The 26,814-nt window shown below is 25.8% G+C and carries 31 protein-coding genes; 16 read left to right on the top strand and 15 right to left on the bottom strand.

Going from position 1 to position 26,814, the window contains the following annotated elements:
• Nucleotides 1-48 precede the first annotated feature (48 nt).
• Together ACAN_RS07795 and ACAN_RS07790 are read left to right on the top strand one after the other, a co-directional pair.
• Nucleotides 49-414 carry a hypothetical protein gene (locus tag ACAN_RS07795; RefSeq protein WP_099333341.1) on the top strand — a complete coding sequence of 122 codons (366 nt, stop codon included), beginning with the start codon at nt 49-51 and terminating at the stop codon, nt 412-414.
• Between the two features lie 155 nt (nt 415-569).
• Nucleotides 570-1,079, top strand: coding sequence for a hypothetical protein (locus ACAN_RS07790; RefSeq protein ID WP_099333340.1), 510 nt, complete (start codon nt 570-572; stop codon nt 1,077-1,079).
• Nucleotides 1,080-1,323: 244 nt separating this feature from the next.
• Here ACAN_RS07790 and ACAN_RS07785 read toward each other — a convergent pair whose 3' ends face one another.
• Together ACAN_RS07785 and ACAN_RS07780 are read right to left on the bottom strand one after the other, a co-directional pair.
• Nucleotides 1,324-1,845, bottom strand: a complete 522-nt coding sequence (locus ACAN_RS07785; protein WP_099333339.1) for a hypothetical protein — start codon at nt 1,843-1,845, stop codon at nt 1,324-1,326.
• A 220-nt stretch (nt 1,846-2,065) separates the two neighbouring features.
• Nucleotides 2,066-2,881, bottom strand: coding sequence for a shikimate dehydrogenase (locus ACAN_RS07780; protein ID WP_099333338.1), 816 nt, complete (start codon nt 2,879-2,881; stop codon nt 2,066-2,068).
• 99 nt (nt 2,882-2,980) lie between these two features.
• On the opposite strand from ACAN_RS07780, the gene pgeF reads away from it, so the two are divergent.
• The 4 genes from pgeF to ACAN_RS07760 all read left to right on the top strand — a co-directional run bounded on the left by pgeF (nt 2,981) and on the right by ACAN_RS07760 (nt 6,442).
• On the top strand, nt 2,981-3,646 hold the full coding sequence (pgeF, locus tag ACAN_RS07775; protein WP_099333337.1) for a peptidoglycan editing factor PgeF: 666 nt from the start codon (nt 2,981-2,983) through the stop codon (nt 3,644-3,646).
• 165 nt (nt 3,647-3,811) lie between these two features.
• A complete protein-coding gene (locus ACAN_RS07770; RefSeq protein WP_099333336.1) occupies nt 3,812-5,068 on the top strand; it encodes a malic enzyme-like NAD(P)-binding protein in 1,257 nt (418 codons plus the stop codon).
• Nucleotides 5,069-5,142: 74 nt separating this feature from the next.
• Nucleotides 5,143-5,976: a formyltetrahydrofolate deformylase gene (purU, locus tag ACAN_RS07765; protein WP_099333335.1), complete on the top strand. Its 834-nt coding sequence runs from the start codon at nt 5,143-5,145 to the stop codon at nt 5,974-5,976.
• 1 nt (nt 5,977) lies between these two features.
• Nucleotides 5,978-6,442 (top strand): tRNA (cytidine(34)-2'-O)-methyltransferase, encoded by a 465-nt coding sequence (locus ACAN_RS07760; protein ID WP_099333334.1) that lies wholly within the window; start codon nt 5,978-5,980, stop codon nt 6,440-6,442.
• Here the strand turns inward: ACAN_RS07760 and ACAN_RS07755 are convergent.
• Nucleotides 6,435-6,665, bottom strand: a complete 231-nt coding sequence (locus tag ACAN_RS07755; RefSeq protein ID WP_099333333.1) for a hypothetical protein — start codon at nt 6,663-6,665, stop codon at nt 6,435-6,437. The two genes, ACAN_RS07760 and ACAN_RS07755, sit on opposite strands and share 8 nt — an antisense overlap.
• The gene (locus ACAN_RS07750) at nt 6,652-8,421 is read right to left on the bottom strand and encodes a Na/Pi cotransporter family protein (protein ID WP_099333332.1); all 1,770 of its coding nucleotides are present in this window, start codon (nt 8,419-8,421) and stop codon (nt 6,652-6,654) included. Before ACAN_RS07750 ends, ACAN_RS07755 begins: the two co-directional genes overlap by 14 nt.
• 106 nt (nt 8,422-8,527) lie before the next feature.
• On the opposite strand from ACAN_RS07750, the gene ACAN_RS07745 reads away from it, so the two are divergent.
• The 5 genes from ACAN_RS07745 (at nt 8,528) to ACAN_RS07725 (ending at nt 11,565) form a co-directional block, all read left to right on the top strand.
• On the top strand, nt 8,528-9,187 hold the full coding sequence (locus ACAN_RS07745; RefSeq protein ID WP_099310861.1) for a response regulator transcription factor: 660 nt from the start codon (nt 8,528-8,530) through the stop codon (nt 9,185-9,187).
• Nucleotides 9,177-10,028, top strand: a complete 852-nt coding sequence (locus tag ACAN_RS07740; RefSeq protein WP_099333331.1) for a sensor histidine kinase — start codon at nt 9,177-9,179, stop codon at nt 10,026-10,028. The genes ACAN_RS07745 and ACAN_RS07740 overlap by 11 nt, the downstream gene beginning before the upstream one ends.
• An 85-nt stretch (nt 10,029-10,113) precedes the next feature.
• Nucleotides 10,114-10,539, top strand: a complete 426-nt coding sequence (gene exbB / locus ACAN_RS07735) for a TonB-system energizer ExbB (protein WP_191287708.1) — start codon at nt 10,114-10,116, stop codon at nt 10,537-10,539.
• On the top strand, nt 10,520-10,897 hold the full coding sequence (exbD, locus tag ACAN_RS07730) for a TonB system transport protein ExbD (RefSeq protein ID WP_099333329.1): 378 nt from the start codon (nt 10,520-10,522) through the stop codon (nt 10,895-10,897). The genes exbB and exbD overlap by 20 nt, the downstream gene beginning before the upstream one ends.
• A complete protein-coding gene (locus tag ACAN_RS07725) occupies nt 10,894-11,565 on the top strand; it encodes an energy transducer TonB (protein WP_099333328.1) in 672 nt (223 codons plus the stop codon). Before exbD ends, ACAN_RS07725 begins: the two co-directional genes overlap by 4 nt.
• A gap of 4 nt (nt 11,566-11,569) precedes the next feature.
• On the opposite strand, the gene ACAN_RS07720 is transcribed toward ACAN_RS07725, so the two are convergent.
• The 3 genes from ACAN_RS07720 to ACAN_RS07710 form a co-directional block, all read right to left on the bottom strand.
• Nucleotides 11,570-13,867: a methyl-accepting chemotaxis protein gene (locus tag ACAN_RS07720; protein WP_099333327.1), complete on the bottom strand. Its 2,298-nt coding sequence runs from the start codon at nt 13,865-13,867 to the stop codon at nt 11,570-11,572.
• A gap of 164 nt (nt 13,868-14,031) precedes the next feature.
• Nucleotides 14,032-14,268 (bottom strand): hypothetical protein, encoded by a 237-nt coding sequence (locus ACAN_RS07715; RefSeq protein WP_099333326.1) that lies wholly within the window; start codon nt 14,266-14,268, stop codon nt 14,032-14,034.
• A 125-nt stretch (nt 14,269-14,393) separates the two neighbouring features.
• Nucleotides 14,394-15,017, bottom strand: coding sequence for an HAD family hydrolase (locus ACAN_RS07710; protein WP_099333325.1), 624 nt, complete (start codon nt 15,015-15,017; stop codon nt 14,394-14,396).
• 461 nt (nt 15,018-15,478) lie between these two features.
• Here ACAN_RS07710 and ACAN_RS07705 point away from each other — a divergent pair, with 461 nt between their 5' ends.
• The 5 genes from ACAN_RS07705 to ACAN_RS07685 are packed head-to-tail and all read left to right on the top strand — an operon-like array spanning nt 15,479 to nt 19,504.
• On the top strand, nt 15,479-16,657 hold the full coding sequence (locus ACAN_RS07705) for an ABC transporter permease (protein WP_099333323.1): 1,179 nt from the start codon (nt 15,479-15,481) through the stop codon (nt 16,655-16,657).
• Nucleotides 16,654-17,322 carry an ABC transporter ATP-binding protein gene (locus ACAN_RS07700; protein ID WP_099333322.1) on the top strand — a complete coding sequence of 223 codons (669 nt, stop codon included), beginning with the start codon at nt 16,654-16,656 and terminating at the stop codon, nt 17,320-17,322. The genes ACAN_RS07705 and ACAN_RS07700 overlap by 4 nt, the downstream gene beginning before the upstream one ends.
• Nucleotides 17,323-18,291, top strand: coding sequence for a hypothetical protein (locus tag ACAN_RS07695; protein ID WP_099333321.1), 969 nt, complete (start codon nt 17,323-17,325; stop codon nt 18,289-18,291).
• Entirely contained in the window at nt 18,291-18,794 is a 504-nt protein-coding gene (locus ACAN_RS07690) for a hypothetical protein (RefSeq protein ID WP_079578401.1), read from the top strand. The genes ACAN_RS07695 and ACAN_RS07690 overlap by 1 nt, the downstream gene beginning before the upstream one ends.
• Nucleotides 18,794-19,504 carry a sulfite exporter TauE/SafE family protein gene (locus ACAN_RS07685; RefSeq protein ID WP_099311572.1) on the top strand — a complete coding sequence of 237 codons (711 nt, stop codon included), beginning with the start codon at nt 18,794-18,796 and terminating at the stop codon, nt 19,502-19,504. The genes ACAN_RS07690 and ACAN_RS07685 overlap by 1 nt, the downstream gene beginning before the upstream one ends.
• Before the next feature lie 29 nt (nt 19,505-19,533).
• On the opposite strand, the gene ACAN_RS07680 is transcribed toward ACAN_RS07685, so the two are convergent.
• From ACAN_RS07680 to ACAN_RS07645, 8 genes are read right to left on the bottom strand one after another with little or no spacing between them, the layout of a single operon-like run.
• Nucleotides 19,534-20,319, bottom strand: a complete 786-nt coding sequence (locus ACAN_RS07680) for a precorrin-3B C(17)-methyltransferase (RefSeq protein WP_099333320.1) — start codon at nt 20,317-20,319, stop codon at nt 19,534-19,536.
• Between the two features lie 2 nt (nt 20,320-20,321).
• Complete coding sequence (locus tag ACAN_RS07675; protein ID WP_099333319.1) at nt 20,322-21,341, bottom strand: cobalt-precorrin 5A hydrolase; 1,020 nt, start codon at nt 21,339-21,341, stop codon at nt 20,322-20,324.
• Entirely contained in the window at nt 21,331-22,077 is a 747-nt protein-coding gene (locus ACAN_RS07670; protein WP_099333318.1) for a cobalt-precorrin-4/precorrin-4 C(11)-methyltransferase, read from the bottom strand. Before ACAN_RS07670 ends, ACAN_RS07675 begins: the two co-directional genes overlap by 11 nt.
• Nucleotides 22,074-23,237, bottom strand: coding sequence for a precorrin-6Y C5,15-methyltransferase (decarboxylating) subunit CbiT (gene cbiT / locus ACAN_RS07665; protein ID WP_099333317.1), 1,164 nt, complete (start codon nt 23,235-23,237; stop codon nt 22,074-22,076). The genes ACAN_RS07670 and cbiT overlap by 4 nt, the downstream gene beginning before the upstream one ends.
• Nucleotides 23,231-24,256, bottom strand: coding sequence for a cobalt-precorrin-5B (C(1))-methyltransferase CbiD (gene cbiD, locus ACAN_RS07660; protein WP_099333316.1), 1,026 nt, complete (start codon nt 24,254-24,256; stop codon nt 23,231-23,233). Before cbiD ends, cbiT begins: the two co-directional genes overlap by 7 nt.
• Nucleotides 24,253-24,714: a (2Fe-2S) ferredoxin domain-containing protein gene (locus tag ACAN_RS07655; RefSeq protein ID WP_099333315.1), complete on the bottom strand. Its 462-nt coding sequence runs from the start codon at nt 24,712-24,714 to the stop codon at nt 24,253-24,255. Before ACAN_RS07655 ends, cbiD begins: the two co-directional genes overlap by 4 nt.
• A complete protein-coding gene (locus tag ACAN_RS07650) occupies nt 24,704-25,414 on the bottom strand; it encodes a precorrin-8X methylmutase (RefSeq protein ID WP_099333314.1) in 711 nt (236 codons plus the stop codon). Before ACAN_RS07650 ends, ACAN_RS07655 begins: the two co-directional genes overlap by 11 nt.
• Complete coding sequence (locus ACAN_RS07645; RefSeq protein ID WP_099333313.1) at nt 25,404-26,672, bottom strand: cobyrinic acid a,c-diamide synthase CobB; 1,269 nt, start codon at nt 26,670-26,672, stop codon at nt 25,404-25,406. Before ACAN_RS07645 ends, ACAN_RS07650 begins: the two co-directional genes overlap by 11 nt.
• Nucleotides 26,673-26,814 lie beyond the last annotated feature (142 nt).

Genomic DNA, 26,814 nt, shown 5'->3' with positions numbered 1-26,814 from the left:
GTTTAATAAATAGTTAGTCACTATAAATTTATTATACGAGGAGAATTTATGATTAAAAAACTTTTTATTTTTCTAATAGTAACAGTTTTTTTAACATCATGTGCTAATTCACAAAAACAGCAAAATGTATCTGAAAAGATTAAACCATTTGATTATGGTAATTATGATGAAATATCACTTGAACAATATGATAAAGTAAAAAATTATTATAAAGAGCTCAAAAAATTAGCTTTTAATTCAGGCTTAGATGTTGTTCCTAGTGAATTAATTAACTTGAAGCAACAAGTTGATGAAGTTTCAAAAGATGACAAAATTGTAAGAAATGAATATAAATCATTAAATATAGATAAAAATCTTCAAGACATGAGATTTTTAGTTGCTAAATTGCTTAAACTTCAAGATATGAAGAAGTAATGACTAACAAATTCTTGGAAAGAAAAACAAGGGTATACTGCGTTAATTTTAACTTTTTAGAACAAAAAAGCTAAAATAAAAATTGAAATAATTAAGTGGTATCATACCCTTGTTTTTCAAGTCGGTCGTTATCTATTAAAAGGAAATTCAAAGTAATGGAACAAAATATAGATGTATATGCATATTTCTTAAACATAAGTGTAGTTGCTTTAGTGACTTTGTTTTTTGTTGGTATATATATTAAATTAAGTTCAATATTCATGGCAATAATGGCATATCCAACATATATAGCACTCTATGCATTTGAATTGGCACTTCAATACAAGAAAAAAGACTTGGAAACAAAAAAGTTTTTTAGACTTAATATTCCTTCTGAAAACCCTAAAAAATATTGGATGAATTTTATTGCAATGTTAGTGACTACTTTTTCGATGACTATAGCCATACAAATAATTACTATAGTGCAAATTCCTCAATTACAAATAAGTTTTTTTAAAAAAATATTTGATGGTAGCTTAATTCCATATCCAATATCAATTACAATTCTTATTGGATTATTACTTATTTACTTGATAAGTTTTTCTACAGAAAATGATAATAGAGCAGCATATGACAAAATCGAATCTTTAAGTATTCCATCACTATGGAAAACGATAATCAAATAGATAACAAATCAGTGGAGCCAATAAATTACCCTGCGGGCAATTCATTGGCTCATTTTAAACGTTATCTAAAATAGTTAAATTAACAGAATTAATTAAAATATTTCATAAATTTAAGTTTTATCTTTCTCTTCTCTATAAAAAGATCCCATTGTTTATAGCGTATTTTTTATTGTTCTCTCTTTTGTTAATAAATATATTTACAAAGGATAAAGTTGCATCAAGCATAGCTTGTTGTTTAGAAAAATCATACATGAATTAAGTTTTTTCTATTTAGAATATTTTGTAATGCAGATGGTATAGATTTTTTGTTTTCTATATTTGAATCAATATGTTTTAATCTAAATCTTCTATCCCAAGTTTTTGCAACACCTTTTAAAGTTCTAAAAGGAGAAGAGACATATATACTCTTTATATTTTTTTTTGATACATTAAAAGTTTTGATAAATTCATCTAATTCATTTGGTTCAAGTTCTTTAAAAAACTTTGAATAAATACTTTGTTCTTTTAAAGTTGCTTCATGATAATTTTTTCTATCAAAAGCTTTTCTTATATCATCTGCTGTAAATTTTGAATAGTTATTAATATTTCTATTTAGGATATGAAAGAATCTATGATTAGTTTTTTTACTTAATTTATTTTGTACTTCTTTTTCTTCAAGATTGATAAGAAGTTGATATAGTTTATTTCTATTGCTATCTTCTTTTTTCCAATCATTAAGTGTTGAAAATGGTATATCTAAATATTTACTAATTTGTGCCTGAGTCATTTTATATCCTTTATATAATTACATTATATACGAATATCGTAATTTTGTCAATTGCTAACTACCTTTATAGTTTGTGCTGGAGTTGTAACATAAATTCAGATAAAGAAATTAAATAATTCTACGTTAAAATAAGAAGGATAAGGGTTAGCATGAAAAAATAGTTTTATAAAGCTACTATTTTCTATATATAGGTAGCTATAGGGTAGCTAAGAAGAGAATTTTATTCTCCTCTTAATCCTTTTCTCATCGCTTCGACTACTGAATCATCAGCTTTAGCATCTGTAAAAAGTTCAAATGCAAGTAAGCCTTGATATAAAAGCATATCTTCGCCGTCTTTTGTTTTTAGACCTTCTTTTTTTGCTAGGGCTAAAAATGGTGTTTCTTTTCCATATACACAGTCAAAAGCGTAGCTTGAATTTAAAAATACATTTTCTAATTGTGGTTTACTCATAGGAAGTTCATCGTCTTTTAATCCTGCACTTGTTGAGTTAACTACTAAATCAAAATAATCAAGTCTAAAATCTTTCCATGTAAAACATTTGATGTTTTTTTGTTTAAAAAAGTCAAGTTTTGAATCACTTCTATTTACGACTGTTACTTCTATATTTTTTTGCTGTAGTGCAAGTGCAATTGCTTTTGCAGTTCCTCCAGCTCCTAATACTAAAACTTTTTTTATATCTCCAAAGCTTTCAATTGCTTTTAGAAAACCTGGTGCATCTGTATTATAAGCAATAACTTTATCATCTTTTTTGATATAAGTGTTTACAGCTTCAATTTCATTTGCTATTCCTATAACTTCATCTGCTTGTTTAAAAGCTTGTTCTTTATGAGGAACTGTAATATTAGCACCACTGTATAAATTATTTAAAAATTCATTTTTTAATTTTTTACCATCTTTTAAATGATGTTTTTTATAAACTGCATCAATACTTAAATGCTCAAAAGCGCTATTATGCATTTGAGGTGATTTAGAGTGTTCTACAGGATTACCAAAAATCGCATATGCTTTTGTATTGTTTGTTATATTTTTCGACATTATCTACCTTTATGAAGACGTGATTTTATCTAAAATATTATAATATAAAATTAAATGAAAAAAGTTACAATTAAATAATTCCTTTAAAGGAGAGTATTTATGGAAGTTTTAAAGATTTTTACAAACAAAAAAGATGGGAATCTTGCTTATCATGTGAACGATAAAGAAGTAAATGTAGATAAAAATAGACAAGCTTTAGAAAAATATGGTTTTACAATAAAAAACTTAAGATATATGAATCAAGTTCATAAAAATACTATTAAAATAGTAGATAAAAATAGTGATTTTTTACTTGATAATTGTGATGCATTGATAACAAATGAAAAAAATGTTCCTTTATTAGTCATGGTTGCTGATTGTATACCTGTACTTTTATACGATAAAGAAAAAGGTGTAATTGCTGCTATTCATGCAGGTAGAAACTCAACTTTTTTAAGTATTAGTGAAAAAACTGCTAAAAAAATGATAAAAGAGTTTGCTTGTGAAGCAAAAAATATAAAAGCAATTTTAGGTCCATCAATTCAAAAATGTTGTTATGAAGTAAGTCAAGAGTTAGCAAATATTGTAAAAACCTCTTTTGGAAAAGAGTTTGTAAATAATAGAAATATTGATTTACAAGGAATAAATAAACAACAGTTAGAAAAAGTGGGTATAAAAGATATAGAGATTTCAACTCATTGTACAAAATGTACTGATAATAGTTACTTTTCATATAGGGTTTCAAGTAGTACTGGAAGATTTGCAGGAGTTATAGAATTAAAATAATATCTAATGATTATTATCAAGCAAAATTATATGTAAGAATTATGTAAACAATAGCTAAAAATGAGCTTAAGTATATAAAAAATAGAGATTTTTCATAAAATATTAATAAAATTAAGTTTCGATTTGTTACAATTGCGCTTCAAATTACACTGAGAAAGGTTAGAGATGAGCGTTAAAGTTACAAAAGAAGAGGCTTTAGAATATCATAAAAGCCCAAATCCAGGAAAAGTTGCAATTGCAACAACAACACAATTAAATACTCAAAGAGATTTATCCCTTGCATATTCACCAGGTGTTGCATTTCCTTGTGAAGAAATTAAAAGAGATCCAAAGTTAGCATATGAATATACTGCAAAAAGTAATCTTGTAGCAGTAGTTTCAAATGGTACAGCTGTACTAGGTTTAGGTGATATTGGGGCACTTGCATCAAAACCTGTAATGGAAGGTAAAGCTGTATTATTTAAAAAATTTGCTGCTGTTGATTCATTTGATATTGAAGTAGATGCCACAGATGTAGATAAGTTTTGTGAAGCCGTAAAAGCAATTTCTCCTACATTTGGTGGTATTAATCTTGAAGATATTAAAGCACCTGAATGTTTTGAGATTGAAAAAAGATTAGTAGATGAATTAAATATTCCAGTTATGCATGATGACCAACATGGAACTGCAATTATTACAAGTTCTGCACTTTTAAATGCTAGTGAAATGATGAATAAAGCTATTGAAGATATCAAAATTGTAGTTGTTGGTGCAGGAGCTTCAGCTATTGCTTGTTCTTCTATGTATAAAGAATTGGGTGTTAAAAACTTAATTATGTGTGATTCTAAAGGTGTTATTCACAAAGGTAGAAAAGATTTAAATAAATATAAAAAAGATTTTATGATTGATGAACCTTTAACTTTAGAAGAAGCATTTACAGATGCTGATATGGTTCTTGGACTATCAAGACCTGGGACATTTACAAAAAAACATATTGCACTTATGAGTGAAGAACCAATTATTTTTACACTTGCAAATCCTACTCCTGAATTATTTCCAGAAGAAGTAAAAGAAGTAAGACCAAAAGCTATTATTGGAACAGGAAGAAGTGATTTTCCTAATCAAGTAAATAATGTTTTAGGTTTTCCTTTTATCTTTAGAGGGGCACTAGACGTAAAAACTAGAAAAATTAATATGACTATGAAAATTGCTGCTGCAAAAGCAATCGCAGATTTAGCTAAACAGCCTTTAACAGATGAATTAAAAGAGGCATTTGGTGATTTAGTTTATGGAAGAGAGTATATTATTCCAATTCCATTTGATAAAAGACTTATGGTAGAAGTTTCAAGTGCAGTAGCAAATGCAGCAGTTGAAACAGGTGTTGCTAGAGTTAAAGAGTTTGATTTAGAAGCTTATAGAAAAAATTTGGCTGCATTGGTATAATTTCAATTATCTATTAATCAATAAAATGGTATTATTCTCATTTTAAACTTAATGAGAATAATACTAGGATAATGATGAAAGAGTACATACTTTTAATTGATACTACAGATGATAAAGGACTTGTTTATAATATTTCAAAAGTTCTTTACGCAAATAACTTAAATATAGAACAAAATTCAGAATACGTTGATCCAGATACACTAAAATTTTTTATGCGAACAGTTATAACTGGTGATATAAAAAAAGATATACTTCTAAAAGAGTTAAAAGAAGTTCTTCCTTTAAACTCTACAATAAAATTAAATGAAAAACAAAATAAAGATGTTGTTATATTAGCAACAAAAGAGTCGCATGTTTTAGGTGATTTATTAATTAGATATTTTGATGGCGAATTAAATGCAAATATAAAAGCTGTCATTGCAAATCATGAGCATTTAAGAGATTTAGTGGAAAAATTTGATATTCCATTTTATTGTATAAGTGCAGAGGGTTTAAGTAGAGAAGAGCATGAAGATAAGATGATTGAAAAAATCAATGAATTTGAACCTGAGCTTATTGTATTGGCAAAATATATGAGAATTTTAACTTCAAAGTTTGTTAATACTTATCCAAAAAGAGTTCTAAATATTCATCACTCATTTTTACCTGCATTTATTGGTGCAAATCCATACAAACAAGCCTATGAAAGAGGTGTTAAGATTATAGGAGCAACTGCGCATTATGTTACTGATGATTTGGATGAAGGTCCAATTATCTTTCAAGATGTTGTAAGAGTTGATCATAGTTACTCTTGGCAAGAGATGAGAAATGCAGGAAGAAATGTTGAAAAAATTGTTTTATATAATGCTTTTCAACTTTTACTTGATGATAAGGTATTTGTATATAAAAATAAAACGGTGATTTTATAAAATGTTTAATATAGTACTTCACGAACCAAGAATTCCAGGAAATGTAGGAACAATAGGAAGACTTGCTTTTGCACTTAATTGTAAACTTCATCTAATAAAACCTTATGGTTTTGGTGAGATAAATGAAAAACAAGTAAGAAGAGCAGGGCTTGACTATTGGTATGATTTAGAAGTTTTTGAGTATGAAAATATTGAAGAGTTTTGGAAAAAACATCCTATGAGCAATAGGCATTTTTTTGCTACAACTAAAACTAAACAAGTCTATTTTGAACAAAAATTTAAAGAAGGCGATTTTTTTTATTTTGGTAGAGAAGATGCTGGACTTCCTGAGAGTTTTTTAACTAAAAATGAGCAAGGATGTATTACTATTCCTATGACAAATAACGCAAGAAGTCTAAATATTGCTAACTCTGTATCTATTGTGGCTTATGAGGCTTTAAGACAAAACTTTACTAACTTCAAATAAGTTTTTTACTTTTTTTGATTAGCTGATTTACAGCTTCAAGTTTATTTTGAAGCTGTTTTTTATCATTTTTATTTGAAGTTCTTTTCTTTTGTTTTTTTAATTTAGCTTTTTTTATATATAACTCTTCTAAGACTTTTAATATTTTCTTTTTTTTGATATCTTTATTTTCTTCTGTTTGTTTCAAGTATTTTTTTACTTTTTTTATTAGTTCATTTAGGGGCATTGTTCTCTTCTCCTATCTCTTTTAGTAATTCATCTTCAATGAATAAAATCATCGCAACTTCTACTAACTTTTTTTGTATTGAGTAAACTGTTGCACTATCATTTATAAGTGATGTTGCCATTGATGCTTTAATCTTTTGTGTTCTAATTAAAGTATCAATCGTTTCACTATTTGATAAATCATTTTTGTTTAGGGTACTTTTTATAACTTCAATTTGAGTTATTTTATCAAGTTCACTTAAATTTTCGTTGTTTAAGTTATTTATATCAATAAAAAGACTTCCTAATTCTTCTCTTAGATTATTATACTCTTTTTTAATATACTCATTTTTACTTTTTAAATAAAAGTCTAGATTTTTTTGAATATCTCTTGTGTCTTTAAGTACTTCAATTAGTCTTGTTGCACTCTTTTTGAAATTGCCTGCAATTTTTTGTTGTTGACTTGTCATGTGTTCTTGTGCAAAAGAAGAGTATTTTATGATTTCGTTATATAATAATTTTAGATTTGTTTGATAAATCTCATCAATATTTGTATTTGATTTTCTTGGTTCATTTGTTAGTTGTTTTTGCAAATCCTCTTTTGTTTTTAATTCTGTTGTATGTAAATTAAGGGCATGAAGCATTGCTCTTTGACAATTTTCATAAAGATTTATGCACTCTTTTTTAAGTGAGAGTAATGAACTGTTTGGAATTTCTATATTTGATTTTAATAGAAATTTTGGTTTTGAGCTTTTGGCAACTTTTTTCTTAATAGTTTTTTTTGCAAAATTTACAATTATATTTATAAAAGGAGCAACTATGATTATTCCTAATAGATTAAAAATAGTATGAAATAGTGCAAGTTTCATACTGTAATTTTCTGCATCAATTCCAAATAAAGGAGCTAGATAGTCTACAAAATCTCTTAATGAATATATAAAAACTACAGCGACTAATGCTGTTATTACATTGAATATAAGATGAGCAAAAGCTAAACGCTTCCCATTTTCATTTGAAGCAAATGAGCCAATTATTGCTGTTACTGTTGTCCCAATATTTGCTCCAATTGCCAAAGCTAAAGCATTTATATAAATTATATTTCCTGCACTTAATGCTGTTATTATTATGGCCATTGTAGCACTACTTGATTGGATAACAACAGTTGCAACTGCACCAATTAGGATATAAAGAATAATTCCTTTTATTCCAGGTAATGCAAACTGGGCTAAGTCAATAGAATCTTTTAAAGTATCAAATCCATCTTTCATATAAGAAATACCCAAAAAGATAAATCCAAGACCTAACAATACATTTCCCAAGCCTTTGTATGTATTGTTTTTAAAAAATCTAAGTACTACACCAAAGATTAACATAGGCATAGCATAAGCAGAGATTTTTATTTTTAATCCTAAACTTGATACTATCCAAGCTGTTGTCGTACTACCTAAGTTTGAACCAAATACAATACCAATACCTTGTGCTAAAGTTAATAATTCAACTGATAAAAACGATATTACAATTACTGTAATTAAAGAAGAGCTTTGGACAATGGAAGTGGCTAAAAAACCAGTTGTTATAGCTTTAAAAAGATTATTTGTAAATCTTTTTAGAATATTTTCTAAAGCACCACCTGAAAATAGTTTAAAACCATTTTCCATAAAATACATACCAATTAAAAAAATTGCAATACCACTCAAGATTATTTTTAGATTCTCAGATGACGAGATAAAATATGCTGTAATCAAGAATCCTAATGCAATTGCCAAGTTTTTAACCATAAAAAATCCTACATAGTATAGTTTAGTTATATATTATAACAAGATTTTTTATTAAATAAGGCTTGTTTAGATAAAATTTTACAGATTTTTAATAAAGAAAGTAATCATGAATAAAATATTAGTATTAGAAGACGATGAGCTTTTTGCTCAAACATTAGAAGATTTTTTAGAAGAAGAAAACTTTGAAGTAGATATTGCATATGATGGACAAGAGGCTTTAGAGCTAAACTTTAATAGTAATTATGATTTATATTTACTTGATATTAATGTTCCTTTGATAAATGGATTAGATTTATTAAAAGAATTAAGGGGAAGTGGAGATACAACTGCTACTATTTTTCTTACATCATATAAAGATAAGCAGACCTTAGAAGAGGGATTTTTAAATGGTTGTGATGATTATTTAAAAAAGCCAGTTGATTTAGATGAGCTATTACTTAGGATTAAATCAGTACTTAAAAGATGTGGAAAACCAGTAAAAGAGCTTGAACTTTTTGATGAGTTGACTTTTAATCCTATTTTAAGACGAGTTTATAAAGAGGGAAAAGACTTAAATCTTCCTATAAAAATAGTTTCATTGCTTGAATTATTTTTGGAAAATCGTGATTCAATTGTTTCAAAAGAGATGATTATTTCTAGACTTTGGAGTGTTAGTGAAGAGTATAGTGAGGGATCAATTAGAGTATATATAAACAATCTAAAAAAGATTTTAGGAAAAGAGAAAATTACTAATATAAAAGGTATAGGATATAAAATTGAATTCTAAGACAAAAGATTTTTTAATTTCGATCTCAATTGTATTTACATTTACAACTATTTTGACTCTATTTATGAACTATATTTTGATTAGTTATTTTGGTTTAAATAAAGATAATTTTATAATTATAGTTTTACCACTACTTGTATGTTCTTTAGTTCTTTTTTTGGCTTTAAGCAAATCTATTCTTGAACCACTTTTTAAAAGTGATGAAAACTTACAAAAAACAGTAAAAAAGACTTTGCATGAGTTAAATATACCTGTTTCTACAATAATGTTAAATACTCAAATGCTTGAAAGAAAAATAACAGATGAAAAAGCTTTAAAAAGATTAGAAAGAATAAAAAAAGCTTCAAGTGATTTATTAAAATTATATGAAGATATGGAATATAGCATAAAAAAAGAGATTGACAATGTTGATAAAGATACATTCTTTTTATATGAAGTTGTCAATAATTCAATTGATAAGTTTGAAGATATAAAAAAAGATATAAAAATAGAAAATAATATTGATAAAGAACTCTTACTTAAGACTGATAAAAATGGTTTTTATAAAGTAATTGATAACCTTTTATCAAATGCCATAAAATATAATAAAACAGATGGATATGTAAAAATAGGATTAAAAGAGAATACTATTTTATTTATAGAAAATAGTGGTAATACAATAGATACAAAATATCTTTTTGATGTCTTTGATACTTTTTTTCAAGAAGATAGTTCAAAAAAAGGTTTTGGTTTGGGACTTAGTATAGTAAAAGAGTTTTGTGATAAAAATAAAATTGCTATAAATATAATCCCATTAAAAGAGGGTTCAAGGTTTGAATTAAATTTAAAAAATATTTTCTAAAAAAGTTCTATAAAATATTAATTTTTAATTAACACTTATTTAACACATTTAAATTAAAATCTATAAAATTTAATTTAGGTGAATTATGAATATTGAAGTATTAAAACACTTGATAGATTATGGTGTTATATCATTATTGATTTTTATGAGTTTTATCTCTGTTTGGTTTTTTATTGAAAGAGTTATTTTTTATAAGAAACTTGATGTAAATATATATAAAAATAAAAAAGCTTTAGAAATTGCTCTTACAAGACACTTGACAATTATAGGAACTATTGCTTCAAACTCTGTTTATATTGGGCTTCTTGGAACTGTGTTAGCTATCATGCTTACTTTTATGACTATGAGTGGTACAAATATTGAAGCTGAAAAAATAATGTCTTCTTTGGCTCTTGCACTTAAAGCAACAGCTGTTGGTTTAGTAGTAGCAATAGTTTCAATGATATTTTATAATATATTAAGCAGATATGCAGAAGTGCTGGAAAGTAAATATGAAATTAAAGAAATTTGATGGCATAAATGTATTACCTTTTATTGATGTATTATTAGTACTTTTAACAATAGTTCTTATGACTTCAACTTTTATAACAAAAGGTCTTATTCCTGTATCTTTACCAAGTGCAAAAAGTACTAATAATTTAAAAATAGATAAAAAGCTAATCATTATTATAAATAATAAAGGAGAGTTTTTTTGTAATAATAATCTTGTAAATTCTAAAAATATGAAAAATCATATTTTAAAATTCAAAAAAGATACACAAGTTTATATAAAAAGTGATAAGAACGCAAGATTTGATAGTTTTGTTCAAGTTCTTGATATATTAAAAAGCAATGATTTTCAAAACATATCAATAGTAACAAAAAAATGAAAAGATATATTAGCTCTTTTTTTATTACACTTTCTATATATACTACTATAATTGCTAGTTTTTATGTTTTGTTTGCAAATGAAAAGATAATAATTAACGAAAAAAAGGATACAAAAAAAATTTCTTTAAATTATGTTCAAATAAAAAAAGAGATAAAAGAAAAAAATATTCAAAAAAAAAGCATAAAGAAAAAAGAGATAAAACAGACTATTACAAAAAGTAAACTAATAAAAAATGAACCTGTAAAAAAGAAAAAAACTATTAAAAAAGAGACAAAAATTGTTAAAAATACTATCAAAAAACCAATAAAACCAATAAAACCAATAAAAAAACCAAAAGATAATAAAAAGACAGTATCAAAATCATCTTCACAAGTATCTTTAAATCAATCAAAAATTTATATAGATAAAAATTTACTTTTAATTAGAAAATTGATTCAAGAAAATATAGTTTATTCAAAAAGAGCAAAAAGATTTAATATTCAAGGTGTAGTAAAAGTCAAATTTAAAATATCAAAAAATGGCAAGATTAATAAAATAGATATACTAAAAGGGCATAGGTTACTAAGAAAGTCAACTCTTGAAGCTATAAAAAGAGCTTCCAAGAACTTTCCCAAGGTTCCTAAAAGCTTAATTATTACTCTACCTATTGAGTATAGATTAATTTAGTAAATTAAAAACTCTCCCATGAATCATCATTTTTAAATGAAGATTTAAATTCTAAGGGTGCTTTTTCTTCTTTAGTTGATTTTTCTTTTTTTATATCAACATGAAGTTGTTTTGCTTTTACACTATCTTTACCTTCAAACTCTTTTTCATTGGCATTTTCAACTACTTTTTTTGCAATTTCAGATGTATTTAGTGCAACTTCTTGAGTTTGTGTTGCAATAAGTGCATTTTGCTGTGTTTGTTGATCTAAATTATTGATTGCATCATTGATTTGTATGATACCACTTTCTTGTTCTTTTGCTGCACTTGAAACATCAGAGATTAAAAGACTTGTTTTATTAATATCCTCTTTTAAATGCTTATAACCTTCAATCATTTCATTTGCAATATTTTTACCTTCATTTGTTTTAAGTGTAGCATTTTCAACTAACTCTTTAATCTCTTTTGCTGCTTGCGCACTTCTACTTGCAAGGTTTCTTACTTCTTGTGCTACAACTGCAAAACCTTTTCCTGCTTCACCAGCTGTTGCAGCTTCTACTGCTGCATTTAAACTTAAAATATTTGTTTGAAAAGCAATTTGGTCAATTACTGTTATTGCTTCATTTATTGAGCTTACTTGTTCATTTATATTTTCCATAGAAGAAGTTGTCTTAATAGCTAAGTCTTCTCCACTTTGAGCAGAAGAAGAGACATCTTTTGTTAAAGTATCAATTTCTGAAATTTTATTTGTTGTTAATTTTATATTGCCTGTTATTTGTTCAATTGCTGCAGCGGTTTCTTCTAAACTTGTTGCAGCTTCATTTGAGCTTGTATTTAATGTATCAACATTTTGTAGTAAGATATTTGAACTTTCACTAAGAGTTAATCCATTTGCTTTATTTTCTAATAACATTTGTGTTATAGAAAGACCTAAGTTATTTACTCCTGTTGCAAGTCTTTCTAAATGTTTTTTTATTCCATTTGTATTTACTTTTTTTAGATAATTATATTTAGAAAACTCTTCTAATACATCTAAAATGTTATCAATATTATTCTCAAGATTTTGTCCCATATTGTTTAATACATCTTTTAACTCATTAAGTGCTGGATTTGTTATATTTGTTGAGATTCTTTGACATAAATCTCCTTGTTGGAACTCATTTAAAACAGCTACTGTTTCGTTTATAATTGCTCTATCTTCTTCAATAGATTTTTTAGTAATATTAATATTTTCGTTTACAACTTTGGACATAATTCCAAACTCATTATTTGAATTATTTGTTAATTGTTTTACTTCATTTGTTTCTTTGTTTAAATATCTAAAGAAGTTTAATAATCCTTCTTGAAATTCATGTATTTGTGTATTTATATCTTTTGGAATATATGCACCAAGTAATAAAATAATAAAAAGAACAATTGCAGATAAAATTTCAATCGTTAATGTTAAACTTTCATTTATATTTTCTACTTCTGATTCAACATATTTTTGTTCTTCTTTAATCAAAAGTTTTATATCAACAGTTATTTTTGCAATTTTAGGACCGATTGTTCTTAGTTCCTTAATTAAGGTATTTTCATTGTCTATTATGAATACAAGTTTATCAACACCTTTTTTATATATATTAATTAATTTTATTGCACTATTTAACTTTTCAATATTTGTATTAGAATATAATGTAGGTTTTATTTTATCTATTTGTGCTCTTAAAATATCAAATTTTTTAATTACTTCATAATTATGCTCTTTTTTATTTGATGTAATAAATTTTAGTGTATAAAATCTTCCTAAAAGTAGGGTTCTAATAGCCTTTGCAGTCTTTAAAGAAGCATTTATATTATTTTGTTTATCACTACTTACCATGATCTCATTTAAAAGTTGTTCTATTTTTTTACCATTAATTGTTAAATTATTTTCAACAATTTTATTATTTTGATTTCTATAATCATTTAGTTCATAAAAATTTACTTTATAGACTTCTAATAGTTGTGATAAGGTATCTTCAAGCTTTTTTTGCTGAGAATTTTTGATACTGCTTTTTAGCTGTTTTTCAAAATCTTTAGTTTTTTCATAATATCGTTCAAAACGGTTTAGATTAAAGTTTTCATTTTTACTAATAAAACTTTTTACTTCCATTCTCACCATAAGCATATTTTCTTGAACACTACTTGCAAGGTTAGTGTTATTTGCCATATTTTTATATTTATCAAAGCCACTTGAAGATTTTGATAAGCCATATATACTATAAGCAGCCAATGAAATAATTAGCAAACTTATAGTGATAAAAGAGACTATTAATTTTAATTTAATAGATAGATTTTTCATAGAATATTTCTCCTCAAAAATAAGTGCATTATGCTAAGTATTATCACTTAAGCCTAGTTTAAAATACAACTCATTTTTTATTTAACTTACAAATATACATATAAAAATTATTTTTAAAGGATTAAATTCTTATTTTATTACTATTTCATAGTTTCAATAAACTATCATTTATTAATTATTAAATCTTTTTTACTTGAGTTTTCAAATCTTAGATTATTTTTAGAAGATAGATTCATTGTTTTTGATATAAGCTTTTTTTTAAGAAGTTTTTTTATATCTTTTAAATAGGTCTTATTCTCTCTTAAAGGTAAAAAGTAGATTTTTTCGTAAGGATATTCTTTTTTTTTAGTTAAAGTCTCAATTGAAATAAAGAAGACTTGATTATATATTTTTTCTTTCATTAAAAAAATCCTTCAAATAATTTTATTATATATTTTGTGTTTTAAAATTATATATAAAAATAGTATCAATATATTAACACTTTTCAAACTATTATAAAATTATTTATTTAAGGATAAAAAAATTATTATTTAAATTTTTCTATGATTTTTGCTTCTAATTCTTGTATAGTTTCAATAGCATCTTCTTTATGGTCTGAAAAGCCCCAATTAACTAAAACTGAATCAACATTTGCTTTAGCAGCTGCCATTGTATCTTTTAAGCTATCTCCTATTAGTTGTGCATTTGTATTTAAAATACTATGTTTATCAAGAATTTTTTGTACCATTTCTGGGTGAGGCTTTGGATTTGTAACGCTATCATATCCTAAGATTGTAGGAAATAATGAACCAATTCCTACATGGTCTAGCATCTTTTTTGCATATTGTGAGTTTGCATTTGTTGCAACAGCAAGTGTAAAGTCGTTTTTTAAATCATCAAGTAAAGTTGCTATTCCATCATATAATTCCAAATCAGTTAAACAATGCTCATTATAATAGTTTTCAAATAAGTGCACTTGTTCATCTGTAAACTCTTTTGTTCCATAAAAGAACTCTGCTGAGTTGATTTCTGGTTTATTAATATGCTCTAAAATATACTTATCTTCTAATTTATGAAGTCCTGTATTTTCTCTAACGTAGTTTATAGTATTTGTGATGGCTTTTGAACTATTTACTAAAGTTCCATCCATATCAAACATGATTAATCTCATTTAATTCTCTTTATAAAAAATTTATCTTATTATACGCTTTTGAGCTCAAATATTAGTTTAAGTAAGAAAATTAACACTTACTTAACAAACAGAAGTTATAATTATTTTACAAAACAAGAATTAGATTCCTCCTACACAATTTAATATCTTGCGGATTTTTTATATATCAGGTTAGCTTCACTTTAAGTGAAGCTTATTTTTAATAAAGTTTAAATAAGATAATAAAATGATTTTTAAAGTTTTTTTTACAATATTTTTTACAATTTTTTTAGGATTTTGTTTTATTTTCTATTTTAACTTTTCTTACAATAAAGAAGATAAATACAATAAGTTAAATAGCATGGTATCATTAACAAACAGCTTTAAAATATCTTTTTCCAATGCTTATAGTGAAGATAACTCTCAACTTCAAAATAAACCGTATCTATTTCATAAAAGTACTAATCACATGGATTTCATATATGTTAAATAAATCTTTTTATAGTTTTTTATTTCTTATGCTTTTTACTCATAGAAGTAAGCACTTTTCAATATTTGTCATCTCAATAATTTTAGTTTTTATTTTAAGTTCTGTGATGTTTATCTCAACTTCATTATCAAAAGATATTCAGTACACATTAGATTCACAAGCTGATTTTGTAGTTCAAAAAATGAAAGCAGGGGAAGTTATTGATATTGATTTATCATTGATTGAAAAAATTGAACAAATTTATGGTGTAAAAAATGTAACTTCAAGAGTATATGGCAAATACTTTTTCAAACCATTAAAACAAAATTTTACAATCGTTGGAGTAGATTTTTTTGAAGAGCAAAATAGTAAAAACCTAAAGACATTATCTAAAAAACTTGATATGTCAAAGTTTTTAGAAAAAGAGTACATGATAATAGGAAGTGGAGTTAAAAAGCTTTTTGATAAGTTTAAATATGAAAAGAGTTATTTTTTTACAACACCTTTAGGTGAATCAATTGAAGTTGAGATTTATGATGCTTTTGATGATACAACTTCACTTCTTTCAAATGATATGATAATTTTGCCAAAAGAGTTAGCAAAAATAGTTTTAGGTTTAGATGAGTTTAAAGCTTCAGATATTGCATTGAATGTTCCAAATGAATTGGAAAGAGCAAATGCAAAAGTAGAAATAATATTAAAAGATGATAACTTAAGAGTGATCTCAAAAGATGATATGAAATCATACTATTTAAATCTTTTTAATTATAAAACTGGACTTTTTTTAGTGCTTTATATTGTTGTTATTCTTACATTTTTACTAATACTATATCAAAGATACTCTATGATAAATTCAAGTGATAAAAAAGAGATAGCAATACTTAAAGCAGTAGGGTGGAGTATCAAAGATATATTAAAACTAAAAGTTTTCGAAAACTTTTTAGTTGCATTTTTCTCTTTTAGTATTGGAATTATTTTATCTTTTATTTATATATTTGTGGCAAAAGCACCTTTTTTAATGCAAATATTTTTAGGTTTTTCAAATTTAGATTTTAGTTATGAGTTAACACCTTATATACCATTTGGTTCAATTGTAACTTTATTTATATTTTATGTGGTACCATTTTTATGTGTAATTTTAATTCCTGTGTGGAAAATAGCTACAGTTGATGTAATAAAGAGTATAAAATGATAGAAGTTAAAAATCTTTATAAAATCTTTAATCAAAATAGAAAAAATGAGTTTACCGCACTTGAAAATGTAAGTTTATTTATTCCAAAAGAGCAAATTGTTCTTTTAAAAGGTGTAAGTGGTAGTGGAAAATCTACTTTATTATCTATAATCTCAAGTTTACAAAAACCTACAAGTGGTGATGTTATTGTAGATGATGAGCATATTGCAAAACTACCTGATTTGCATGCTTCAAAATTTAGAAACGAAAAAATAGGGTATGTTTTTCAAGATTTCAATTTGATAAATAGTTTGAATGTATTTCATAATGTAATGACTCCTTTAATAGTTCAAAATCTTTCTAAAGATGAAATAAAAGCAAAAGTTATAAATGCCTTATCTTTAGCTAATATAAAACATAAAAAAGATGAATTTGTATCAAATTTAAGTGGAGGAGAAAAACAAAGAGTAGCAATAGCAAGAGCTTTAGTTTGTGATGCTAATATCTTACTTTTTGATGAACCAACAGCAAATTTAGATAAACAAAACTCTTTAAAGTTTTTATCTTTACTAGAGGATTTTAAAAAGCTTAAAAAAACAGTTATCATAGCTACTCATGACTCTATTTTTGAACAAAGTAATGTTTTATTTGAAACTATAAATATGCAAGATGGAAAAATAGTTTAAATGTTTAACGAAGTTTTATTATCAAATGAAGTGATAATCTATCTTGTATCACAAACTATACTTTTAATATTGCAAATATTTGCTTTGTTTTGGGTTTTTGATATTGTAAAAAATTGGGATTTTAATAGTACAAAACCAAAACAGTATAGATTAGAAAAAAACTCTTATTTAGTAATGCTTATAATATTTTTTGCATTAATTGTAAAAATAGCATTGATTCCATATTTTGCTTATGTTATTGATAACTTATCAAATATTGTTCCAGGAGCCATGTGTGCAGCAGGAGTGATTAGTGCAAATGATTATGGAGTAAAGCTTCTTGCTTTAAAAGTTTTTATAGTGTTTTTTAACTCTATTTGGATTATTGTAAATAGTGAGGATTTAAAAGAGAAAAACTACCCATATATAAAAATAAAACTATATTTTTTTATGTTTATATTTTTTCTTGTTTTAATAGAGTATATCTTAGATATTTTATATTTTACAAATATTTCATTAGATGAGATTGTGCTTTGCTGTTCTGTGATATTTGGTGTACAAGGAGAGAACACTCTTCCTTTAGGTTTAGATACAACAAAGTTATTGATACTTTTTTATCTGTTTTATTTATTGAATATCATGGCAAATATATCAAAACAAGCTTTGCTTAGTTTTGTAGTTAATATAATCTTTTTGTATGTTGCATATTTAAGTGTTGTTGAATTTTTTGGAACATATATTTATGAACTTCCAACTCATAAATGTCCTTTTTGTATGTTGCAAAAAGAGTATTATTATATAGGGTATTTATTGTGGAGTATGTTGTTTTTAGGTGTATTTTATGCAATAAGTTCCTTTGTGCTAAAATTTCTAATTAAAAAAGAGTTGGCTTATACATATAAATATTCAATAATATTTAATACAATTTTTGTACTAATTTGTACTTTATATGTTGGGATTTACTATTTAAAAAATGGAGTATTTTTATAATGAAAAAATTAATACCAATATTAAGTGTTTTTGTTGTTATAGCAATAATTATAACAATATTTTTATCAATGAGTGAACAAAAAAAGATGGTGGTAATTCATAGTGGAAATCATGAAAAAAAACCTATAGATATTACACTAAATCATTTTCAAGATACAGAATGTGGTATGACTATTACAACAAAAGAGAACTCTGCACAAGCTGTATCTCCTGATGGTAAAACATGGTTTTTTGATGATGTTGGCTGTATGGCTTTGTGGTTTAAAGATATTGACTTTAAAGATGAAGCAACAATTTGGGTATATTCTCATGATACAAATAAATACATAGATGGTAGAACTGCTTGGTATAGTAGAGTATCAAAAACACCTATGTCTTATGGTTTTGGTGCATATGAAAAGAAAAAAGATGGGTTTATAGATTTTAATCAAATGCTTTTATATATGTTAAGAGGTGAGAATTTAACTGACCCATATGTAAAACAAAAATTGTTAGGTAAATAATGGAAACAATAAGTATAGTAACTATAATAACAATTGCTTTTTTAGGCTCTTTTGGACACTGTGTTGGAATGTGTGGTGGAATTGTTGTTGCTTATTCAAGCACAAAGGTAAAAAGTGGATGGAGTAAGCAACTTCAAGCACTTTCTCATCTTTTATACTCTTTTGGAAGAATAACAACTTATGTAATACTTGGCTTTATCTTTGGATATGTTGGTGGAGTAGTTACTTTTGATAATCTTACAAGTGGTATTTTACTATTAACTACAGGATTTTTGATGGTGCTAATTGGTCTTTCTTTAAGTGGGAAAATCAAGTTCTTAACAAATCTTGAACATTCAGTTTCAAAATCACCTTTATATCAAAAAACATTTAAATCATTAATTGGTTCAGATTCTTTAACAAGTTTTTATCTTTTAGGGATGTTAAATGGTCTTTTACCATGTGGTTTTGTATACGTTTTTGCTATTACAGCTGCAAGTACAGGAAGTCCTTTGTGGGGAGCATTTGTAATGTTGATTTTTGGACTTAGTACAATTCCAGCACTTTTTTCTTTAGGCTTTTTTGTATCTATTTTTAAACAAACAGCATTAAGAAATACCATGATAAAAATAGCCTCTCTTGTTGTTATTGGATTTGGGATTTATATTGCATATTTAGGATATGAGTATATAGTAGATCCCACAAAAACAATACTTAGTTGTCATATCTAAGAAAGATTAACTTTCTTAGATAGCAATATTTATTTTAATTCTCCATCAAGTTTATATTTATTTAAATATCCTCTTGGAGTTAGGACTTGATTATTTTTTGTTAATTTTGAATTTGAATTACAAATTATAATAAGTGTTGACATTGAAACAGCTTCATGTTCTATATCTTTGTTTATTAAATCTTGTGCAGTTGTTATTGTGATTTTTTCTTTTTCTACTCTTCCTACATTTGAAGCAATTATTGCAATTCTATTTTCATATCCATTTTCTAAAGCTTTTAAGAAATTTTGATATGGTTTAATTCTTTTTTTTGATTTTGGATTATAAATTCCTAAAACAAAATCACATTCAAGTGCTGCTTTAACTCTTTTATCTATTAAATTTATATCTGTTAATCTATCTGATAATGAAATAATAGAAAAATCTTGAGATACAGGAGCTCCTGCTTTACTAGCTGCTGCTAAAAAAGAAGTAACTCCAGGAAGTGAAATAAGTTCAATTTCATCCCATAAATCTTTCTCATCCATAATTTCAACAATTAATGTTGCCATTCCATATACATTGGCATCTCCGTTTGAGATGATTGAAGTTGTTTTTCCACTTTTTGCATATTGTATTGCTTGATTACATCTTTGTATTTCATGTGTCATACCTGATGTATAAACTTCTTTTTCTTTTAATAACTCTTTTAGTTCTCTTGCATATTTACTATATGAGACTATAACTTCACTATTTTCTATTGCTTTTTTTGCTTCTGGTGTGATATATGAAGTTCCTCCTGCTCCTGAACTTACTATATATAATCTTTTTGCCATATTTAAACTGCTCCTGCGATTGTTATTTTTTTATTGTATACTTCTTTTTTTAGTATTAATTCTTTATATTTTGAAAGTAAAATTGCTGATGGCTCAGCTACACCTTTTAAATTAAAAAACTTTGTTGCTTGTGATGGAGAAAAATCTGCTTGAAGTGAGTTTATTTGCTCTTTATTATAAAATTTTATATCAAAACTATATTTTGAAGCAAATTCTAAAAGTCCTACCTCATCAGCTTTTGCTTCAAATGAAGCTATATTTTCTATTTGATGTTTGTTTAAGTTATATTTATCTAAAAAGCACAAAAAGGCTTCTTCAATCTCTTGAAAAGTTGTATTTTTATTACAACCCATTCCTAGATAAACTTTTGGTTTTAAAGTTAGACTCTTGTTCGTAAATGGAGTTATATTTACACAAAGTTCTAAACTTTGTTCATCTACTCTTTTTAAATTTGTTTTATCAGGGATTGTTTCAAAGATGCTTTTATAAGTTTTAACTTCAACTTCTTTATTATTTAATAATGCATTTGAGATTTTTGCTAAACATTGTAGGTTTTGTATTTCAAAGTTATTTTTCTTTGCAAATATATCAAAAGCAAAAGTATTTGTTTGATCTGTTGCAGTTGAGACAAAATTTATACACCCTTTAATTCTTGAAGCAATTAAGTCACTTAGTTCATTTGCTCCACCAATATGACCACTTAAAAGAGGAATAATTTTACTTAAATCCATACTCATAACAATAATTGCAGGATCTGTAGCCTTACTTTTTAAAAAAGGAGCAATCTTTCTTACAACAATTCCCATAGCTAAAATACAAATAATTGCATCATATTTTTTCCAAGTATTCTCTAATACAGTATCTATTTTTTCGTAGATTATAAGATTTGAAAGATTATGATTTAAATCTTTTTTACCATATACATCAACTTCAAAATCATCTAAGTATCTTAAAAGTTCACAAGCACTATTTAAACTTGGTTGATTTATTGATACAATTGCAATCTTTAGTTTATTGCTCATTGTCTGCCTCTAACTCTTTAACTAGTGGTTTTACATACAAATGTGACTCTTGAGTCTCTTCTTGTTTTAAAAAATCTCCCAAAAGAATTAGTGCTACACCTTTTATATGAGATACTTGTTCTTGAATATTTGAAATTGTTCCTTTAAAAATTTGTTCTTCTTTCCATGTTGCTTTTTCAACTACCCAACAAGGTGTATCTTTGCTATATCCTAACTTCAAAGCTTTTTTCTTTAATTTTTCAAGAAGTAAAATAGATAAATAAAATACCAAAGAAGAGTTTTTACAAGCTAATATATTCTCAAGACTTTCAGGATTTGGTGTTTTCCCCTCAACTCTTGTTAAAATCATGGTTTGTGAAACTCCTGGAATTGTATATTCAATACCTAAACTAGCAGCTGCTCCAAAAGCAGCTGTAATTCCTGGTATTACTTCATATGGTATTTTTTCTTTTTGTAAAAACTCAATCTGTTTTGCAATAGTTGAGTAAATAGAAGGATCGCCTGTATGAACTCTTGCTACAACTTTATCTTTGTGCTTTTTTAAAAAAGAAAAGATTTCAGGATATTTCATACCTTGAGAATCTTCTATAATTGCATCATCTTTGCACCAAGAAAGAACCTCTTTTGGAACTAATGAACCAGTATATAAAACAGCATCAGCTTTTTGAAGTATTTTTTTTGCTTTTACTGTAACTAAATCTGGATCTCCACATCCAGCACCTATAAAATATATCATTTTTTATTTACCTTTATTTGAAATAGTTGTCTTTCAGGCTCTACTAAATCAAGTTTACCTTTATATGTTGTAAGAGAGATAGAGTGAACTTCATATTCAATCTTTGCTTCATTTAAAACATTTAGCATAAGATTTAGATGTTTTAAGGTAATCGCATTTATCAATAAAATTCCTTTTTCATCTAATATTTCATAAAGTTTTGGAAGTTGTTTTATAACCTCAACTCCCCCACCTCCTACAAATATCCTTTGAGGTGTCTCTTTAAGTGTTTGAAAAAAATCTTGTGCTTCTCCACTTAAAAGTTTTGTATCAATTACATAATGATTTTTTAAATTCTGTTTTATAAAATCTATTCTTGTTTCATTTTTTTCAAAAAGTGTTGTTTTTACTTTATATCTTTTAAAAGCTTCTATTGCGCAACTTCCACTTCCTGCACCAATATCCCACAGTAGATTATTTGCTTGTAAATCTAGATTTTGTAAAGTAAGTTGTCTTTTGTATTTTTTTGTAATCATTCCTCTTTGTGTTTCAAACTCAATATCTTCACTAATTATATTTTTATTTTTAAACTCTTTTTTAATAAGTAAAACAAAAGGAGCTGTTAAATCAAGTAAATGCTCATCAAAATTTAATAAATCAATTTTTTCAATTTTCTCTTCATTAAATCCAAGTTTAGACCCAAGTATAGTAGAAATAGAGTTTGCTTCAAAATAGCATAGGGCAGTTTTTAATCTTGAGATAGTAAATTTATCACAAAGTATAAAAGTATATTTATTTTGTAAAAACTTAGTTAAATCAATATCAACTCTTCCATGTAAAGATATTGTATTTACATCTGTTTCACTAATAAGTAGTTTTTCTAACAAATAGCTTTTTGAAGATGTATTATTTATAATCTTTACTCTATCTTTTGGTAATTTTTTTGCAATAATAGTTCCTGCACTATAAAATAAAGGTGAACCAGTTACTACATATAAAATCTCTTCTTTTTCATAGTTTTGCAAAATATACTCTTTTGTTTGTTTGTATTTTAATTTTAGAATATTTTTGCCATCTTCTAAAAAATTTGAATCACAAATAACTTTATCAAATTTTGATATATCAAAATCAAGATTTGAAAAATCATACTCTCCCATTCCATTTCCTGCAATAGTTACCATCCTAAAACCTCTTTTTCTTCTAATATTATGGCTTTTACATTTGAAGTTTTAAACCACTTTTTTATTTGTTTGTTTGCTTTTAATGTTATCATCTCATAAAACTCTTTTACTAAACCTGCTTTTTCAAGTTCTTGAGATATTCCTTTTACGGTTAAAGTAGCCTCTATATCCACTTCATAATTAAGATTTCTTTTTATATCAGCTTGTAATTTATCAAAATCAATCACACCAAATCTATTATGTGTATTTTTAAAACCTTGATAGACTTTTGTCATTTTCCCAATTCCACATAAAAATATCACTTCTTTTGCATTTTGATTTGTTGCTACTTCAATAGAATCATATACAAAATTACCTATTTCAATAATTGCTTCTTTATTTGCTTTTGAACAAGCTATATTAAAAGCAGAATTACCTAGTGTAAAATAGATAGTTTCATATCTATTTTGTATGGCAAACTCTATTTGTGTCTTAACTGAATCAATATATGCAGAACTTGAAACAGGTTTTACAACTCCTGTTGTTCCTAATATTGAAATACCCTCAAGAACACCAACTTTTGCATTAGCTGTTTGTTTAGCTATTTCTTGTCCATTTACAACACTTATACAACATTTTAAATGTAAGTGTTGTCTCTTGTTTGTTTTTATCTTAAAATAGTCTTGTATTGCATTTAAAGGAGCAGGATTGATTGCTGGGTAGGGTGGTGGAATTTTTAAACCTTTTTTTGTAACTACTCCAACTCCAATTCCTGCATAAATTTCCAAACTATTTGTTTCACATTTAAATAGTTGTGCTTTTTGAAATGTAGGATTTAATAAAAATTTTTCAATAGAAAAGTCCAAACTTACAATAATCTCACAACCTTTTGTTACATCTAAGTCATCATTATCAATTTTTATTGTTTTTGTAATGCACGCTTTATTTGTAGCAAGCAACACATCTAAACAACTTCTAAATGATGCAACAGCGTGTGTACCTGTTGTATACCCTTTTCTTAAAACTTTTTGGTTTCTCATTTATAAAAACTTGGATCACTCATTGGTACTTGTTCAAACTCATCAATATCATCAATAGTTCTATTTTCTTTTAATGAAATAAAAAGTCTTTTCCATTTATCTTTATCATATTTATGAATATTTTTAAGCCAAATTCCATTGTTATTAATATTCCCATTGATTTTAGTATTTTCATAAATATTTGCAACACTTCTAAATCTACAAGCTCCAAAACATCCTGTTCTAACTATCTTGATTCTATTTTTTCCTTTTGATAGATTTAACTCTTTTAATACTTCTCTTAATGTTGCAGCGATATTTTCATCTTTATGAGCTTTTCCACATCTTTCATCATCACAAATAAAAAGTTGTGTTTTTAGGTGCATTATTGGCTTATTTGCATCAAAATTTTTTGGTTTGCATGTAAAACCATCAGCAACTTCACTTCCCATTGCATTAAATAGCTTTTTATTTTCCATTATATTTCTCATCCTTATCATAATCTTTGATTAGCTTATAAATAGCATGAAGTGTGGCTACACTCATAGTTGAACTTCCAAATCTTCCTTGCATAATAATTCCAGCTACATTAAAAGTATCGCAAAATTTTCTTGCATAAGCTTTTGATTCAACTACATTTACAAATCCAACTGGAAATAGTAATAAAGCAACATTATTTAAATCTACTTTTTGCTCTATTAAAGTATTAATAGCTGCATAAATAAATGTAGGAGCATTCCCACAAGCAAGAACTAGTGGTTTGTCTTTATGTCTTTTAATAGCTTCAACTACAGCTGCATAACTTCTTGTGGTTTTATTTTTTTGTGCATTTTCATAAGTAAAAGACTCATTTATATAACAAATAACTTCATTGTCATACTTTTTTAAGTAAAAATCACTAAGCCCAACTTTTATCATATTTACATCAACTATTATTTTTGCTTCATTTAAAAGCAAGGTTTGTACTTTTTTAATAGAATCTTTTGAAAAATAGATATTATTTAGTACTTCATCAAAGCAAGTAGTTGTATGAATTAGTCTACTTATTACCTCTTGTTGCTCTTTTGTAAACTCATCTATTTTTTCATAATCTTTTAGTTCATTGTTTATTATTTCAAATGATTTATTTGAGATATCTGCACCTAAATTTATAGGTGGTTGTTCCATTTTAAATTCCAAAGTAATCCTTTAATATATTTAAATTATTTCTAAACATTGTATGTAAATATGTGCCATATACATTCTGTTTTTTCCAAGCTCCAAACTCTCCTTTAGAATTCTTTTTTTTGCTTAAAATATCAATTGCATTTTTTGTATCAATTGGTTTTGTATAGTGAAAAGCATGACCTTTTAATCCCTTTTGATTATAATAATAACCTAATCGATTTCTTTTATTTGTAAGGGTAAAACTAACATCTAAAATATTCATCATTTTCTTATCATCAACATTTTTTGAAAGAAATAATAATCCAGCACATTCAGCATAAACGTACCTTTTATCTTTAACATGTCTTAATAAAGAGTCTTTAAAATTCTTTGAATTCTTAATTTTCTCATATGCTTTTTGTGTTTCAATATAGCCCCCTAAGATATATACAAAATCTGAATCTTTGCTTATTTGTTCATCTTTACTAGGGTTAACTATTTCCACTTTATTGAAAAGCTCTTTTAAAACTTTCAAGTTATCATAATATAAAAATGAAAAATTTTCATCTTTTATAATAGTTGCTTTTTTATTTACTTTTTCAATTTTTTCAAAGGGATAATTATTATTTTTCTTTTTTGTATAAGCTGAAATCTTTTGAAGTTTTTCTAAATCTATATGTTTTAAAACTTCTTTTGATAGCTTTTGTAAAGTCTCTTTTTTTGCATCAGTTAAATCAAGTCCTAGGTGTGTATCTTTTAAGCAAGGAAGATTTTTTTCTATCCATCCTAAAATTTCAATATCATCAAAATCTTCATTTACTTGTCTTTTTATTAACTCATAATGCATACTTGATGAAATATTATTTAATACAATTGCTTTGATTGTATTGTCTTTTTTATAAGTTTTTAATCCTTTCAAAACTGCACTAATAGTTATATAAGATCCACTAGCATCAAGAATTAAAATAGTAGATATTTTTAAAAGTTTTGAAACATCATAAGCAGAACAAGTTTTGTCCATTCCATCATAAAAACCCATTACACCCTCAACAATACAAATGTCTTTATTGTTATATTTATTAAAAATCCATTTGACTTGAGATTTATTCATCATAAAAGTATCAAGATTTATTGAATTTGTATCACAAATAGCTTTATGAAATTGTGGGTCTATATAATCTGGACCTATTTTAAAAGGACGTACACTTTTTCTATAATGATAAAGCAATGCAGTAGTTAAAATAGTTTTACCTTGATTTGATGCAATAGCAGATATTACAAAAGCTTTCATTTTACCTCTTTATAAAAATTTTTAGCTAAAATTTAGCTATGAAAAATCTTAGAGGGTATAATAAGCGTTATTTTAAATTGTCAACAATTGCGATGTTCTCGACAATTAATAAATTATGTACAGCAGAAACTAATAATAATTT

Source organism: Malaciobacter canalis, assembly GCF_008000835.1.
GTDB classification, from domain to species: domain Bacteria; phylum Campylobacterota; class Campylobacteria; order Campylobacterales; family Arcobacteraceae; genus Malaciobacter; species Malaciobacter canalis.
This window is presented reverse-complemented; position numbering and strand designations above follow the sequence as displayed.